This window comes from Rhizobium sp. BK181 (assembly GCF_014193305.1).
Taxonomy (GTDB): Bacteria; Pseudomonadota; Alphaproteobacteria; order Rhizobiales; family Rhizobiaceae; genus Rhizobium.
Map to the genome: position 1 here is coordinate 79,582 of NZ_JACHZA010000009.1, position 14,236 is coordinate 93,817.

The following is a 14,236-nucleotide window of genomic DNA, read 5'->3' on the forward strand; positions in this document are numbered from 1 at the left end:
GCGCCCGAGCAGGAATTTTCCGCCTATGAATTGGTTTTAATCCACGCGCCGCCAGATTTACATCTCGGCCAATGGAGTTCGTCTGATAGGTGGACGGAGTACTTCGGACGTAGAAGAGCCGTTGCGAACATTCGCCATTACCATGCGCTTCCACATCAATATCCGGACGGCCGAAATACGACAACCAGGACGATGCGCGCTGATGGTCCCGTCGCTGGCCGAATGCTCTTTCGCATTCCTCATGAGTCAATCCTCCATGCTGAGGTAACTCAAATGGCGAACATGTGTTCCGACGAGAGTTATGCTCGGGTGAGTTCGTCCATTCCCTTCAACGGCGGAAGGGCAGTCGCGGACGAAGACCCCTGCTTTTATCTTCTTTGTATCGTCAGCCAACGTCGCGTCGGCTCTCCGGCCATTTAGAACAGCTTGACGTCGGTCAGAGTCTCAAGCTTCCTGATCAACTCGTCCTGATAATCTGGATCCGTGACTTCGTCTGCGGGCTTCCGCTGTTCGCGATGGTACCAATAGCCTCCGCTGCTCCTGGCTTTCTCATCGTCGCTTGTCGCCAGCCACACTTGTGTCTGATAGCCCTCCCTCAGATTGTCGGGAGCGCCGGCACCCCCCATTTTTGTCGGGACCCACCCGGGATCGACGGCGTTGCTCAACACTTCGGGCCAGTAACGTGCGACAGCGGCAGCAAGCGCTGCAACATGGAGCTTGCTTTCTGAATACGCGCGACCGGTGTTCCAGGGTCGGCGTCTCCAGTCGATATCCTCGATTTCTCTTCCGCCGCTCTGATGCATCCCGCTGCTGAGGTAGACGAGCCGTTTCGGCCGCTCGATCAGCGCCGTCAAAATGTAGGGCACAAGCGTATTCACAGCCAGGACTTTGGGATGCCCTTCGGGAGTGTCACCGCGCGCAGGCTCGGAGTAAATTCCAGCATTGTGAATGACAGCGTCCATTCGGCCAATTGTGTTGAGTTGATCGGCCATTGATCTTGTTTCGGCGCCGTTTGAAAGGTCGCCCACCACGACACCAAGAGACTTCGCGGCGAGTTGGCCGATTGCCTTCGTCCGCTCTGAAGAACGGGCGTGAAGCACCACTTCGTGCCCATTTGTGATGAGTTCTCGTGCTGCGGCCAATCCCAGGCCATCGGTCGATCCGGTGATGAGGATACGGCTCACTTGGCAACTCCCATTTGTTAGATCCCGCACTGCACATAGGCGAGGAGCGGCCCAAGTCCAGTTTTCGGCGATTGCTGGAGAAGCTGTCCGTTGGCTGTTTTGTAATATAGATAGGAAGCAAAGGCCGTGCGAATCTCGAGTTTTCACTCCGGCGACGAAAGCGGCCAAAAAAACCGGCCACAACACCCCGCCAATTTTCCCTCAACTGCCTTTATATATGGAGAAATAGCGTTATCGAGTATGGCCATAGAACTAGGGCAAAAGGTGGCCAAGCAGTGCGTGATGACCGCAAAAGCATCGGTATTTTCGAACCCCTCATTGTTTCCCAAGGAGCTAAGCTAAGCTAAAATCCCATGGGGAGTGAATAGCGGTCGTCGCTCTGGCAAAGTGAGGCTGCGATAACGCACTCCTCATAGGAGACGCCGTCGCCGTTATGGAAACTGTCACTTCCCAACCGCATGCGCCGGCCGCTCTCCGCACTGATCTTGCCGCAATATTCGTATTATTGGAACTCTCTCGCTCAACGTGGTTGATCACATCGTTGTCGCCGGGAAACGGCGGGATGTCGAAGCACTCGGTGGCTGGCGGCGATGTGGCGGCATTGCTGCATCGTTTTGCTCAGCCCCAAGAGAATATTCGATCCCTACGGGCAATAACTCGAGGCTGCGACCAGGGGGTTGAGGAAGACGCGCGGGATCACTGCGAAGCCCGCGGCCTTCGGACCGACAGACATGAAGGCGGTAATAGTGGTCGGCGCTCTCTCATAAAGGGTCCGCGGCGAAGGGAGGAGCAAGCGCGAGGATGGGGGCTATTTTGAAGAAGAATCGGTCGGCTCCCACCGGATGTCCTCTTTCGTCAGGAGTTTGATGCCGTCCGCCATCGGTTGTAGCAGCCCATGCCATCCCACGCGCATGGGCCCCATTCGTTGCTGCATGTGACCGGCGATCTTTCGTTTTAGCCAGGTCAGACGCAAGGGCAGCAACAGCAGCATCGCAATCAGCAACGCGACCGTGAAGGCGATCATACCGAGGGCGACAATGAGTTGCATGATCCGCAGCGACATATTCATGGCTGAAACACGTGACCAGACTTTGGCTCCGGCTATGCACTGAGTTCTTCGAGAATACAACGGCGAAGCAGACCACACAATGCGACTGCGCTTGTGTCGCCGCAAAGACTGATCCATGCCTCATTACTTTTCGATATCGCCTACGTCGTGACTGCTGCCGGCAGTTTGTTGTCGAAGTGAGGATGGCCAGGTCGTTGCCCCTCGAGGCGAGGGGAGGCGACCTGGCCGAAAAATGGAGTGGAAATCGGGAGATGATGAACCTGCAGCGTCTGTTTCAAACAGATTTTTCACGCACGCTGTCATTGGCGCAATGATGTGCCTTAGCCTGGTAGAGATGAATGGGTTACCTCTACACCGATCGATATCAGAGGCTTCGCGTCATGGCAGAATCTCTCCATCTTACAGCTTTCATGCGCCCGGTCAGCCTGCACACCGGCGCGTGGCGCTATCCCGGATCCTATCCGGACGCGAATTTCAATTTCGCCCACATCAAGTCGTTCATCCAGAAACTTGAAGCCGCAAAGTTCGACGCCTTTTTCATGGCCGACCATCTGGCTGTCTTGAATATGCCTGTCGATGCGCTTGTGCGCAGTCACACCGTCACATCGTTCGAGCCGTTTACGCTGCTTTCAGCTCTTGCCTCGGTCACCGAAAAGATCGGCCTCGCGGCCACCGCGTCGACCACCTTCGATGAGCCCTATCATGTGGCGAGGCGTTTCGCCTCGCTTGATCACATCAGCAACGGGCGCGCCGCGTGGAACATCGTGACCACCTCCAACCCCGACGCGGCACGAAATTTTGGTCTGGACGAGCATGTCGAGCATGGCGAACGCTATGCACGGGCGCGTGAATTCTACGACGTCGTAACAGGTCTGTGGGACAGCTTTGCCGATGATGCCTTCATACGCGACCAGGAGAGCGGCATCTTCTTCGACGTGGGGAAAATGCATGTGCTCGATCACAAGGGAGCCGAGCTGAATGTGCGTGGCCCGCTCAATATTGCCCGACCCGTCCAGGGCTGGCCGGTCATCGTCCAAGCTGGCCAATCGGAACCTGGTCGCCAGCTCGCCGCCGAGACTGCTGAGCTCGTCTTTTGTTCCCCTCGTGACCTTGCTGCTGCCAAGTTGCTCTATGCCGACATCAAAGGACGAATGCCGGCGTTCGGTCGCAACCCTGAGCACCTGAAGATCTTGCCCGCGGCATTTATCGTGATCGGTGACACGGTCGAGGAGGCGAGGGCCAAGCGCGACATGCTCGACAGCCTCGTCCACTACGACAGTGCCATCGCTTCACTGTCCATCGCACTTGGACACGATGCCTCGGGCTTCGATCCAGACCGGCCCCTGCCGACGATACCGGAGACCAATGCCAGCAAGACCGGACGCGCGCAGGCAATTCGTCTGGCGGAGGAAGAGAAATTGACGGTTCGCCAGCTTGCCCAGCGTTACGGCGGCTATGCCGGGCTTGCTTTCGTGGGGACGCCGCAAACAATTGCAGATGAGATGGAGGCCTGGCTTACACAACAGGCCGCAGACGGGTTCACGGTCGTCTTTCCGTTTCTCCCGCAAGGCCTCGATGACGTGACGCAACAGCTTGTTCCCGAACTGCAACGCCGGGGCCTATTCCGCCATGACTATCAGGGGTCGACGCTGCGTGAACATCTCGGTCTTCCCCGACCAGGGAACAGGTTCTTTTGCTGATCACGGCGGGAATTCAAGGTTGCAGGAAGGAGAATGGGGCTTACAGCCAATTGCCGACGCCGGAGCGCTGCCGAAGGCCGCGGCGTGCGACGAGGCAAGCTTTTAAGGGGTATCATGCGCGGCGGGCTTCTTGCAGGATCTCCTCGGCCCCTTGGGCATGACTCTTCCCGCTCGGCAGCAAGAGCTGCTCGACGGTGGAGTTCGGGAGCAACGCGTCGCATCATCTCGCCAGAAAACGGCTTTTGAGGCGCTTTCTCGATGTTCTTCCAAGTCTTGAGATAGACCGCCTCTTGAAAAGCCTTCCTAAGCTCCCATCGCGTACAAAATTGAACCGCGCTTCGTCGGTTCGTAGCGCTCGCCAGACCGGCGGGCTTCGGTTTACATCGAGAACGGCGTTAAGGGGGATCCTTGGCGGGTCTGGTTGGCTCGCAGCAGATCTGCGCGGCCAGTCTGAGGCCTTCCTGATACTTGGAGGGGTCCATCCCGCTCTCCTTGGCTTGGGCGAGATTGTCCTTCAGATCGGCGATCCTGACGGGCCGGGCCAACTCATTTGCCAGGGCACGCGTGACGAACTCTTCATCGCTTTCCTCGGATCGTCTGGTCAGTGCGTCGACGGCCTCGATGACCGCAGGCGTGAAATCCTCGTCCCGCAAACGATCCAGCGTCCACTCGGGTGCCTTTTCGACGACGTCATGCAGGTAGGCGACGACACGCTCACCACCGCTCACCGCGTCAGCCACCCGCTTGCAATGCAGGAAATACGGCTCGCCGGTCTTGTCGGTCTGTCCCATATGGGCCTTGAAGGCGATCTTGACTGCACGCAGGAGATCCGAGGCAGGCCGATCGTCGTGTTCATTGATCCATTCGCGCTGGTGGGCAGCCATGATCGTATCCCTCCACGGGCACCGTTATTGTTTTTCCGACAGGTCGAGAAGAATTCGGGCCTCGTCAAAATGGCCATTTCGATCACCATCGGCCTCGTTCGGAGAATAGCATGTGCTTGACACACAAAACCCGACAAGATGGTGCGGCTTGTTAGTCTTGCCGAATTCGCACAAGGTATCGGTCATGTCGGGCGCAGCCACGCCTTCCCGCGCGCAACAGGTCATCCTCACTCCGGGTGGCTTCAGTTCCGGAAAGGACCGAATTGTCCCGACCGGACGTTTGTCCGTCATGAAGAAACCCCTGGCGACCAACTGACAGGTAGCCTCCAGATCCGGCGACTGCGCGAGGGCGCAAACCGGGAACCCGACGAGCAGGGATAAAGCCAGGCCGTTTCGCAAGAGCGTCTCCTCTGTCGACACTGGAGCGGGTTCTCCACCGTGCAATAACTGCCGAGGAAACCGAGAGTTCCTGCGACAGCCTCCCGCACGACCTAAGTCCTATTGCGCCTGGCGCCGATGGCTCGCATCACCAATCTCGTGGCCAGGAAGCCGGTATCGGTGCCGCCCCCTGAACGGGCGCAGGGTCTGTCCCTGAGCATGGTTCAGTCCACCGGCTCCCTCCCTCTGATCCGTCATGTCTCGTGCAGGACGTGGGCTGCCTTGACGGCTGCCGAGGCACGGTTTTCGACACCTAGCTTCACATAGATCTGCTCGAGATGTTTGTTGACGGTGCGTGCCGAGAGGCCCAGGATCTCGCCGATATCGCGGTTGGCCTTGCCCTTTGCAATCCAAAGTAACACTTCGGATTCTCTCTGCGTTAGCGAGAAATGCCGGCGCAGCACCTCGTCATCGGCGCGCGCATTGTTTGCGGTGAGCCGAAACAGATATTCATCCGCTCCGATCGCGCCCAGGAAGGCAAGCTGAAGCACGTCCTTGCCCGCATGCGAAAGGGAAAACGCGCCGTCGCGGCCGGAAGCTGGGCCTGTCTTCATCCAATCGGCAATCTTGCCGACAACCGTGTCCATGGCATCGTCTCGATCCATCGCCGCGTTGACGAGACGTGTTGCCTGTGGTGTCGACCAGTGAATGTCGCCGTTGCCCTTGACCGCAAGCAAATGCCGGCCGGCGGCGTCCAGCGCGACACGTGCGCTTTGCGTCGAACGGGCATTGCGCAGGTGCACGCCGATCCGCGCACGCAGTTCGTCTATATTGATCGGCTTGGTCAGGTAGTCGACGCCGCCGGATTCCAAGGCACGAACCACATGTTCGGTTTCCGTCAGACCAGTCATGAAGATCACCGGTATCTGGCTGATCGCCGGGTTGGATTTGAGTTTTTTGCAGGTCTCGAAGCCGTCCATGGATGGCATGACTGCATCGAGCAGAATGAGGTCCGGCGTAATGCGTTCCACGATGCTCAGCGCAGCCGAGCCCGATGTCGCGATCAGAACGGAAAAACCGGATTGCTCCAGAGCGTCGGCCAAAAATCCCAGGGCATCAGGCGAGTCATCCACCAAGAGAACAATATCGCGCGGGAGCTCAGCCAAGGGTATCTACCTTCTCGTCAAACCGGTGCAGGAAATTCATGAGGCCATTCAAATCGAATGATGCCGCAAAGGAACGGAGTTCCTCCGTAAATGGCTGATTTGCCTCCACCTTGGCAAGGTCGGCGAGCTTTGCCTCGATTCCTCTGATGTAGCCGATTTCGGCGAGCCGCAACAATTCCTGGACGTGGGCAAGACCCGGACTGATCAACGGTCGGTCGCGCCCGGCAGGTGCCGAGGGAGAAGCCGACTCCGCATAAATCCATTTCAGGCCCAGATGCACCGCAAGCTTGTCACGCAGTTGCTTGATGTCCACCGGTTTGCCGATGGCATCGCTGTGGCTGTCGTCGCTGTCGCGGTGAGCGGCCGCGTCGCCGATGTTGGCCGACAGCATCACGATTGGCGCGATCTGGCCGTTCGCTCGCAACCGCGAAACGAGCTGCCATCCATTCATGCCCGGCATCGAGATATCGACGAGGAACAGATCGGGCTGAATGCCCTCGATCAACGTCAGGCAGTCGGCCCCGCTTGCCGCGGTCAGCACGACGAAATCCAGTGGGACAAGCACCTCGCGCATCATCTCGCGATGGTCCTCGTTGTCATCCACGACCACGATCGTGCGCCGGGGACCGTCGTAGCTTACGATCTTCTTTTCCTGTGGCGGCACCGTCATTTCGCGAAGCACGGCGGAAAGCATGAGGCGAACGCGGAAGACCGTTCCGTGATCCTTCTCGCTCATCACCGAAATCTCGCCGCCGAGCGTGTTGGTCAAGAGTTGTGTGATCGTCAGCCCGAGACCGAGGCCCGGCATCGGCCTGATGCTATCGGCCTCGCCACGCTGGAACGGCTCGTAGATACGGCCCAAATCCTTCTCGGCAATGCCACGACCGGTATCGGTAACGGTGAAGGTTGCAACCTGGCTGCGGTAGCCGACATCGAATCTGACACTGCCTTCGTCAGTGAACTTGATCGCGTTGGAGAGCAGGTTCACGAGGATCTGGCGCAGGCGTTTTTCATCAGTGCGAACGAAGTGTGGCAGGACGGGGGAGCGGTCGTGATGGAAGGTCAGCCCCTTCACCTCGGCCTGCGGACGGAACATGTCGACAATCTGGTCCAGGAAATCGTGAATATTGATCTCGTTGGAATAGACCTGCAGCCGTCCGGCTTCGATCTTGGAAATATCAAGGAGACCGTCGATCAGGCCGGACAAATGCTCGGCGCTGCGGCGGATCACCTTGATCGACGACTGTCGTGGCGCGGGAATGGTGTCGTCGCGCTCGAGGATCTGCGCGTAGCCAAGCACGGCATTCAGCGGCGTGCGCAATTCGTGGCTGAGACCGACGACGTAACGGCTCTTCGCCCGGTTGGCGGCTTCCGCGGTCTCCTTGGCGGTCTGGAGCGCGGCGTCGGTCTTCTTGTGGGCGGCGATTTCCTTCAGCAGCAGGGTATTCTGGCGCGAGGATTCCTCTTCGGCAACGACACGGCTGTCATGCGCCAGCACATAAAACCAGCAGACGACGCCGGCGATGACGGCGAAGACGAAGAAGACAATCAGGATGGTTCGGTTGACCACCTCGGCGGTTTCCGGTGAGGCTGCAGAGACCTGATGGGCAATCATCGCAAGGATTGCGCCGACGGCCGTCAGGGCCAGCACCACGGCTATCCCGTAGCGGCCGAGGCGAGTGGTCAGCTTCTCGACGACCGTTCCAGGCAAAACCGCCTTCGCGACCGTGCCGACCTGGGCGTTGAAACGGCCCTTCGGCTTGCACATGTCATGGCAGCGGCTGTCGAGTGAACAGCAGAGCGAGCAGATCGGTGCCGCATAGGCCGGGCACCAGGCCATGTCCTCCGGTTCGAAGGGGTGCTCGCACACAGAGCAGGTGATGTTGGTGAGGTTCTTCCAGCTGTGACGCGGCTTGCGAGCGAGGTAGAACTTGCCCTTCGTGGCCCACGCGATCACCGGCGAGGCAATCAGTGCAACCAGCAGCGTGATGTAGGGTGCAAGCGAGGCAGCGACGGGGCCGAAGACGCCGAAATGGGCGACAAGTGCTATGCCTGCCGACAGCGTCATGGCGCCCAGGCCAACCGGATTGATGTCGTAGAGATGGGCGCGCTTGAATTCGATGCCCGGAGGGGCGAGGCCAAGCGGCTTGTTGATGAAGAGATCGGCCGAGATCGTGCACAGCCAGGCCATGGCGATGATCGAGAAGATGCCGAGCGTTTCCTCAAGCAGCTTGTAGATGCCGAGCTCCATCAGCAGAAGCGCGATTGCCACATTGAAGACGAGCCAGATGACGCGGCCGGGATGGCTGTGGGTGAGGCGGGAGAAGAAGTTCGACCAGGCAAGTGAGCCAGCATAGGCGTTCATCACGTTGATCTTCAACTGCGAGACGACCACGAAGGCAGCCATCAGCAGAAGCGCAGCGTTGTGCCACGGGATCATGTAGCCGAAGGCCGTCAGATACATCTGGGCCGGATCGGCGGCACGATCGACCGGCACGCCGGACGCGAAGGTAAGGACGACGAGAAAGGAGCCGGCCAGCAGCTTGGGCGCCCCGATGATGACCCAGCCGGGGCCCGCCAGAAACACGGCAAGGCGGTGTCGCCAGTTCCGCTGCTTCTCCGGCGGCAAGAAGCGCAGGAAGTCGGCCTGTTCGCCAATCTGCGACATCAGCGCCAGGATGACGGCAGAGGCGGCGCCGAACTCCACGAGATCGAAAGGTGCCATCGTGCCCGGCGGTCCGGACGCATGGCGGATTCCGGCAAAGGCCCGCCAGAGGTCGAATTTCTCAAAATCCATCGCGGCGATGAAGAGGAAGGGCAGGACGTTGAGGACGATCCAGAAAGGCTGCGTCAGCAACTGAAACCGGCTGATCAGCCGGACGCCGTGGGTAACCAGCGGAATGACCATGACGGCGCTGATGATGTACCCGATCCATAGCGGGATGCCGAGCGTCAGCTCCAGCGCGCCGGACATGATTGAGGCTTCGATCGCAAACAGCATGAAGGTGAAACTGGCATAGATCAGCGACGTGACCGTCGAGCCGATGTAGCCGAAGCTCGCACCGCGCGTCAGAAGATCGATGTCGACGCCGTGCCGGATCGCATAGCGACTGATTGGCAGGCCAATCAGAAGCATGGCAAGGCTGGCGACGACAATGGCGAAGAAGGCGTTGGTCGTGCCATAAGAGAGAGTGATCGCGCCGCCGATCGCTTCGAGCGCGAGAAATGAAATGGCGCCGATCGCCGTTTGCGAGATGCGTTGCGACGAGAATTGCCGGGCGCTCTTTGCCGTAAAGCGCAGCGCATAGTCTTCCAGCGTCTGGTTTGCCACCCAGCGATTGTATTCGCGCCTGACCGGAATGATGCGTTGCCGCGCTGCCATGCCTTGGTGCCAGCCCCTTTGTTCCCCTTGTCATGCGTTCGTAACACGGAATGACACGAGGCTTAAGGTGCGGCGCAGCACAAAACTGCACATTTCGCCCCGTCTCCTACGTCATATTGCGTATACGCTTTCGCACCGCAGCACCGGATAGTCCGCTAAGCAACAGTTAACTGCCGCTTTCGGCCTGTTGTCGAACAAGAAGAGGGGATCAACCAGATGAATCTCAAGTCCTATATCACGGGCGCCGCACTCGGCGCCGTCATGTCGGCCACCGCCGCTTTCCACGGAGCCGTTGCCGCCGACGACACCATCAAGGTCGGCGTCCTGCACTCGCTCTCCGGCACGATGGCGATCTCCGAAACGACACTGAAAGACGCCATGCTGATGCTCATCGACGAGCAGAACAAGAAGGGTGGCCTTCTCGGCAAGAAGCTCGAAGCCGTCGTCGTCGATCCGGCGTCCGATTGGCCGCTGTTTGCCGAAAAGGCGCGCGAGCTGATCGAGAAGGACAAGGTCGCGGCCGTCTTCGGCTGCTGGACCTCGTCGTCGCGCAAGTCGGTTCTGCCTGTCTTCGAAGAGCTCAACTCGATCCTCTTCTACCCGGTCCAGTACGAAGGCGAGGAGTCCTCGCGCAACATCTTCTACACGGGTGCAGCGCCGAACCAGCAGGCAATCCCGGCGGTCGACTATCTGATGGAAAAGGAAGGCGTTAAGCGTTTCGTGCTCGAAGGCACCGACTACGTCTATCCGCGCACGACGAACAAGATCCTGGAAGCCTATCTCGAATCCAAGGGCATTCCAAAGGAAGACATCATCATCAACTACACGCCGTTCGGCTTCTCGGACTGGCAGACGGAAGTGAAGAAGATCAAGGAGTTCGGCTCGGCTGGCAAGAAGACCGCCGTGGTCTCGACCATCAACGGTGACGCGAACGTTCCGTTCTACAAGGAGCTCGGCAACCAGGGCATCAAGGCGACAGATATTCCGGTCGTTGCCTTCTCGGTCGGCGAAGAAGAGCTTGCCGGTCTCGACACCAAGCCGCTCGTTGGCCATCTCGCGGCCTGGAACTACTTCGAGTCGGTGGAAAGCCCTGTGAACAAGAAGTTCATCAAGCAGTGGCACGAGTTCACCAAGAACGACAAGCGCGTGACGAACGACCCGATGGAAGCCGCCTATATCGGCTTCAACGCCTGGGTCAAGGCTGTTCAGGCTGCCGGCACGACTGACACGGACAAGGTTCTCGACACGATCATTGGCACGACAGTTCCGAACCTGTCGGGCGGCTATGCGACCGTCATGCCGAACCACCACATCACTAAGCCGGTTCTGATCGGTGAAATCCAGGCGAACGGCCAGTTCGAAATCGTTCAGCAGACCCCGGCGGTCGTTGGCGACGAATGGTCCGACTACCTGCCCGATTCCAAGGACCTGATCTCCGATTGGCGCAAGCCCATGAACTGCGGCAACTTCAACGTTGCCTCGGGCAAGTGCGGCGGCAAGGGCTCCTGAGTGCGTTCCACCCCGTCACTCTGACGCCTGAAGACTTCCGCCCGGCGGCTCCTGTCCGGGCGGAAGGTTCATCCCCAGACATGCAGCCTTCGAGACGAGCGGCAATCGATCCGTCGGATTGCGCCGACAGAAGGACGATGTTCCCGATTGCGCCGGAAGGCCAATGATGACCGAGGCAAGAAAGCCGATGTATCGCGCCATCAAAATCCTGCTTCTTACGCTGTGCCTGGCCTTGCCGGCCCTTGCGGCTGTGAAAGCGCAGGACGATATCCATCCCCTGATCGATGCCTTGGGCGCCGGTGATTTCCCCGAGCGCGAAGCCGCGATCAAGGCACTGGTTGCCTCCAAGGACCCGCGTGTCGGCGAAATCCTCGAGCTTTTGAGCGGCGGAAAGCTCTACGTGAATTCCGAGACCGGCGGTCCTGTGCTGGTGCAAGGTGGCTCCGAGGACGAGCCGACTTATGCAGACCCGATTTCCGGCCAGGTCGTTTCCGACGTCGATCCAGACTACATGTCAAAGGTCAAGATCAACAATTCGCTACGCACGGTGATCGCCACCGTCACGAGCCAGCTGACGCTGCTGAGCCCCGATCGAGGCGCACGGCTTGCGGCAGCCCAAGGCCTGCTCAAGGACGCCGATCCGGCAAACCTCGATCTCTTGACCGCAGCACTCGCCGAAGAGAAGGACGCCGAGGTCAAAAATGCCATGGAGGCCGCACGGGCCGTCATGGTGCTGAAGAGCGACGTCAGCGCCGAAGAGAAAAAGGCGGCGATCGACACGGTTACGGCGCGCGGAGGGCGTGAGGCCCTGACCATCCTCAATTCTGCAATGGCGACAGCCCCCGAGGAGCTGAAGGGTGAAATCGAGGCACATATCAACGCCATCAACCGCAGCCTGGCGTTTTGGGATGTCGGGCAGAATGTCTGGTACGGCTTATCGCTCGGATCGGTGCTGCTGCTGGCAGCGATCGGCCTTGCCATTACCTTCGGCGTCATGGGCGTCATCAACATGGCGCATGGGGAAATGGTAATGATCGGGGCCTATACGACCTATGTCGTGCAGGAGTACATCAGCTCCGCGTTTCCGGAGCTCGCAAACTACTCGCTCGCCTTCTCCGTGCCGGCAGCCTTCCTGTTTACCGGGCTTGTCGGCCTCGTGATCGAGCGCGTCGTCATTCGCTACCTCTATGGTCGTCCGCTTGAGACGCTGCTTGCAACCTGGGGCGTGTCGCTGATCCTGCAGCAGGCAGTTCGCACGGCCTTCGGGCCAACAAACCGCGAGGTGCGCAATCCGAGCTGGATGTCGGGTGCATTTGAGCTTGGCGGTCTCTCGATCACCTGGAATCGCCTCTGGATCATCGTCTTTTCGATCACCGTGTTCTTTGCACTGCTCTTTCTCCTGAAGCGCTCGGCCTTCGGCCTGCAGATGCGCGCGGTCACGCAGAACCGCCGCATGGCGTCATCGATGGGCATCCGTACCGGCTGGATTGATGCGTTCACGTTTGCGCTCGGCTCCGGCATTGCGGGTATCGCAGGTGTTGCCCTCTCGCAGATCGACAACGTCTCGCCGAACCTTGGCCAGAGCTACATCATCGACAGCTTCATGGTCGTGGTCTTTGGTGGCGTCGGCAACCTCTGGGGCACGCTGGTTGGCGCCCTGTCACTCGGCGTCCTCAACAAATTCCTCGAGCCTTTCGCGGGTGCCGTGCTCGGCAAGATCCTGGTGCTCGTCCTCATCATTCTTTTCATCCAGAAGCGTCCTCGCGGGCTTTTCGCACTCAAAGGAAGGGCGGTGGAAGCATGATTACGGCCTTCCTGCTCCGGTCTCTCGACCGCAAGATCATCGTTGCCATCGTCATTCTGCTTGGACTGGCCGTGCTGGTCCCCGTGCTCAACCTGATGACCGGCCCGGCCAATCCGCTGCACATTCCGACCTACATCATGGCGCTGTTCGGCAAGTATCTGACCTATGCGCTGCTGGCACTGGCGCTCGATCTCGTTTGGGGCTTTTGCGGCATCCTGTCGCTTGGCCACGGGGCTTTCTTTGCGCTCGGCGGCTATGCGATGGGCATGTATCTCATGCGCCAGATCGGTCCGCGCGGCGTCTATGGCGACCCTGTCCTCCCTGACTTCATGGTGTTCCTGAACTGGAAGGAACTGCCCTGGTTCTGGTATGGGTTCGACAAGTTCTGGTTCGCCGCGCTTATGGTTCTCCTGGTGCCGGGGCTGCTTGCCTTCGTCTTTGGCTGGTTCGCCTTCCGCAGCAGGGTCAACGGTGTCTATCTGTCGATCATCACGCAGGCGATGACCTACGCGCTGCTGCTTGCCTTCTTCCGCAACGACATGGGTTTCGGCGGCAATAACGGCATGACCGACTTCAAGGAAATCATCGGTTTCAGCGTCCAGGCGGACGGAACGCGCGCCGCCCTCTTCGCCGCCACAGCGATCTTCCTTGCGCTCTCCCTGATGATTGCCTCGGCCATCGTGCGCTCGAAATTCGGAAAAGTGCTGGTCGGCGTGCGCGATGCGGAGGGCCGCACGCGCTTCCTCGGCTACCGTGTGGAACACTTCAAGCTCTTCACCTTCGTCGTTTCCGCGATGATGGCGGGCGTTGCCGGCGCGCTCTACGTGCCGCAGGTCGGTATCATCAACCCTGGTGAGTTTGCCCCTGCCAATTCCATCGAAGTCGTCATCTGGACGGCTGTCGGCGGACGCTCGACGCTGATCGGCCCGATCATCGGCGCCATCCTGGTCAATGGCGGCAAAACGATCTTTACTGGTCTGTTTCCCGAGTTCTGGCTGTTCGCGCTTGGCGGGCTCTTCGTGCTCGTCACGCTGTTCCTGCCCAAGGGCATCGTCGGCACGATCGCCCAGTATCTCCCGCGCCGCAAGCCGATGACGGAGGCCGCACCGCCTGTCCTTCAGGGCGAGCGCGTCGATGCAAAAGTCCAGCCGGCGGAGTGA

9 protein-coding genes and 2 pseudogenes are annotated in these 14,236 nt (G+C 59.5%); 5 read left to right on the top strand and 6 right to left on the bottom strand.

Annotated features, from left to right (window positions below; translation table 11 throughout):
• Positions 1-416: 416 nt before the first annotated feature.
• Entirely contained in the window at positions 417-1,184 is a 768-nt protein-coding gene (locus FHT77_RS19910; RefSeq protein ID WP_183756640.1) for an SDR family NAD(P)-dependent oxidoreductase, read from the bottom strand.
• A gap of 433 nt (positions 1,185-1,617) precedes the next feature.
• On the opposite strand from FHT77_RS19910, the pseudogene FHT77_RS31430 reads away from it, so the two are divergent.
• Positions 1,618-1,824 (top strand): annotated as a pseudogene (locus tag FHT77_RS31430) (IS110 family transposase); the annotation flags it as partial.
• Between the two features lie 139 nt (positions 1,825-1,963).
• Here FHT77_RS31430 and FHT77_RS19915 read toward each other — a convergent pair.
• Positions 1,964-2,232 (bottom strand): annotated as a pseudogene (locus FHT77_RS19915) (NADH-quinone oxidoreductase subunit H); the annotation flags it as partial.
• Positions 2,233-2,633: 401 nt separating this feature from the next.
• Here FHT77_RS19915 and FHT77_RS19920 point away from each other — a divergent pair.
• Positions 2,634-3,953 carry an LLM class flavin-dependent oxidoreductase gene (locus FHT77_RS19920; protein WP_183756641.1) on the top strand — a complete coding sequence of 440 codons (1,320 nt, stop codon included), beginning with the start codon at positions 2,634-2,636 and terminating at the stop codon, positions 3,951-3,953.
• Here FHT77_RS19920 and FHT77_RS32285 read toward each other — a convergent pair.
• From FHT77_RS32285 to FHT77_RS19940, 4 genes are all read right to left on the bottom strand, one after another.
• Positions 3,890-4,315 (bottom strand): toxin-antitoxin system HicB family antitoxin, encoded by a 426-nt coding sequence (locus FHT77_RS32285; RefSeq protein WP_348649635.1) that lies wholly within the window; start codon positions 4,313-4,315, stop codon positions 3,890-3,892. The two genes, FHT77_RS19920 and FHT77_RS32285, sit on opposite strands and share 64 nt — an antisense overlap.
• A gap of 33 nt (positions 4,316-4,348) precedes the next feature.
• Positions 4,349-4,837: an HD domain-containing protein gene (locus FHT77_RS19930; RefSeq protein WP_183756642.1), complete on the bottom strand. Its 489-nt coding sequence runs from the start codon at positions 4,835-4,837 to the stop codon at positions 4,349-4,351.
• 632 nt (positions 4,838-5,469) lie between these two features.
• Positions 5,470-6,381, bottom strand: coding sequence for a response regulator transcription factor (locus tag FHT77_RS19935; protein WP_183756643.1), 912 nt, complete (start codon positions 6,379-6,381; stop codon positions 5,470-5,472).
• Complete coding sequence (locus tag FHT77_RS19940) at positions 6,374-9,763, bottom strand: ATP-binding protein (RefSeq protein WP_183756644.1); 3,390 nt, start codon at positions 9,761-9,763, stop codon at positions 6,374-6,376. The genes FHT77_RS19935 and FHT77_RS19940 overlap by 8 nt, the downstream gene beginning before the upstream one ends.
• Before the next feature lie 216 nt (positions 9,764-9,979).
• On the opposite strand from FHT77_RS19940, the gene urtA reads away from it, so the two are divergent.
• From urtA to urtC, 3 genes are all read left to right on the top strand, one after another.
• A complete protein-coding gene (gene urtA / locus FHT77_RS19945) occupies positions 9,980-11,272 on the top strand; it encodes an urea ABC transporter substrate-binding protein (protein WP_183756645.1) in 1,293 nt (430 codons plus the stop codon).
• A 187-nt stretch (positions 11,273-11,459) separates the two neighbouring features.
• Entirely contained in the window at positions 11,460-13,076 is a 1,617-nt protein-coding gene (gene urtB / locus FHT77_RS19950) for an urea ABC transporter permease subunit UrtB (RefSeq protein WP_183756744.1), read from the top strand.
• Positions 13,073-14,236, top strand: coding sequence for an urea ABC transporter permease subunit UrtC (urtC, locus tag FHT77_RS19955; RefSeq protein WP_183756646.1), 1,164 nt, complete (start codon positions 13,073-13,075; stop codon positions 14,234-14,236). Before urtB ends, urtC begins: the two co-directional genes overlap by 4 nt.

Excerpts from the sequence above, each read along its gene's own strand:
- FHT77_RS19920 (WP_183756641.1), top strand. The coding sequence starts at position 2,634 with ATGGCAGAATCTCTCCATCTTACAGCTTTCATGCGCCCGGTCAGCCTG.
- FHT77_RS19930 (WP_183756642.1), bottom strand. The coding sequence starts at position 4,837 with ATGGCTGCCCACCAGCGCGAATGGATCAATGAACACGACGATCGGCCT.
- FHT77_RS19940 (WP_183756644.1), bottom strand. The coding sequence starts at position 9,763 with ATGGCAGCGCGGCAACGCATCATTCCGGTCAGGCGCGAATACAATCGC.
- urtA (WP_183756645.1), top strand. The coding sequence starts at position 9,980 with ATGAATCTCAAGTCCTATATCACGGGCGCCGCACTCGGCGCCGTCATG.
- urtB (WP_183756744.1), top strand. The coding sequence starts at position 11,460 with ATGTATCGCGCCATCAAAATCCTGCTTCTTACGCTGTGCCTGGCCTTG.
- urtC (WP_183756646.1), top strand. The coding sequence starts at position 13,073 with ATGATTACGGCCTTCCTGCTCCGGTCTCTCGACCGCAAGATCATCGTT.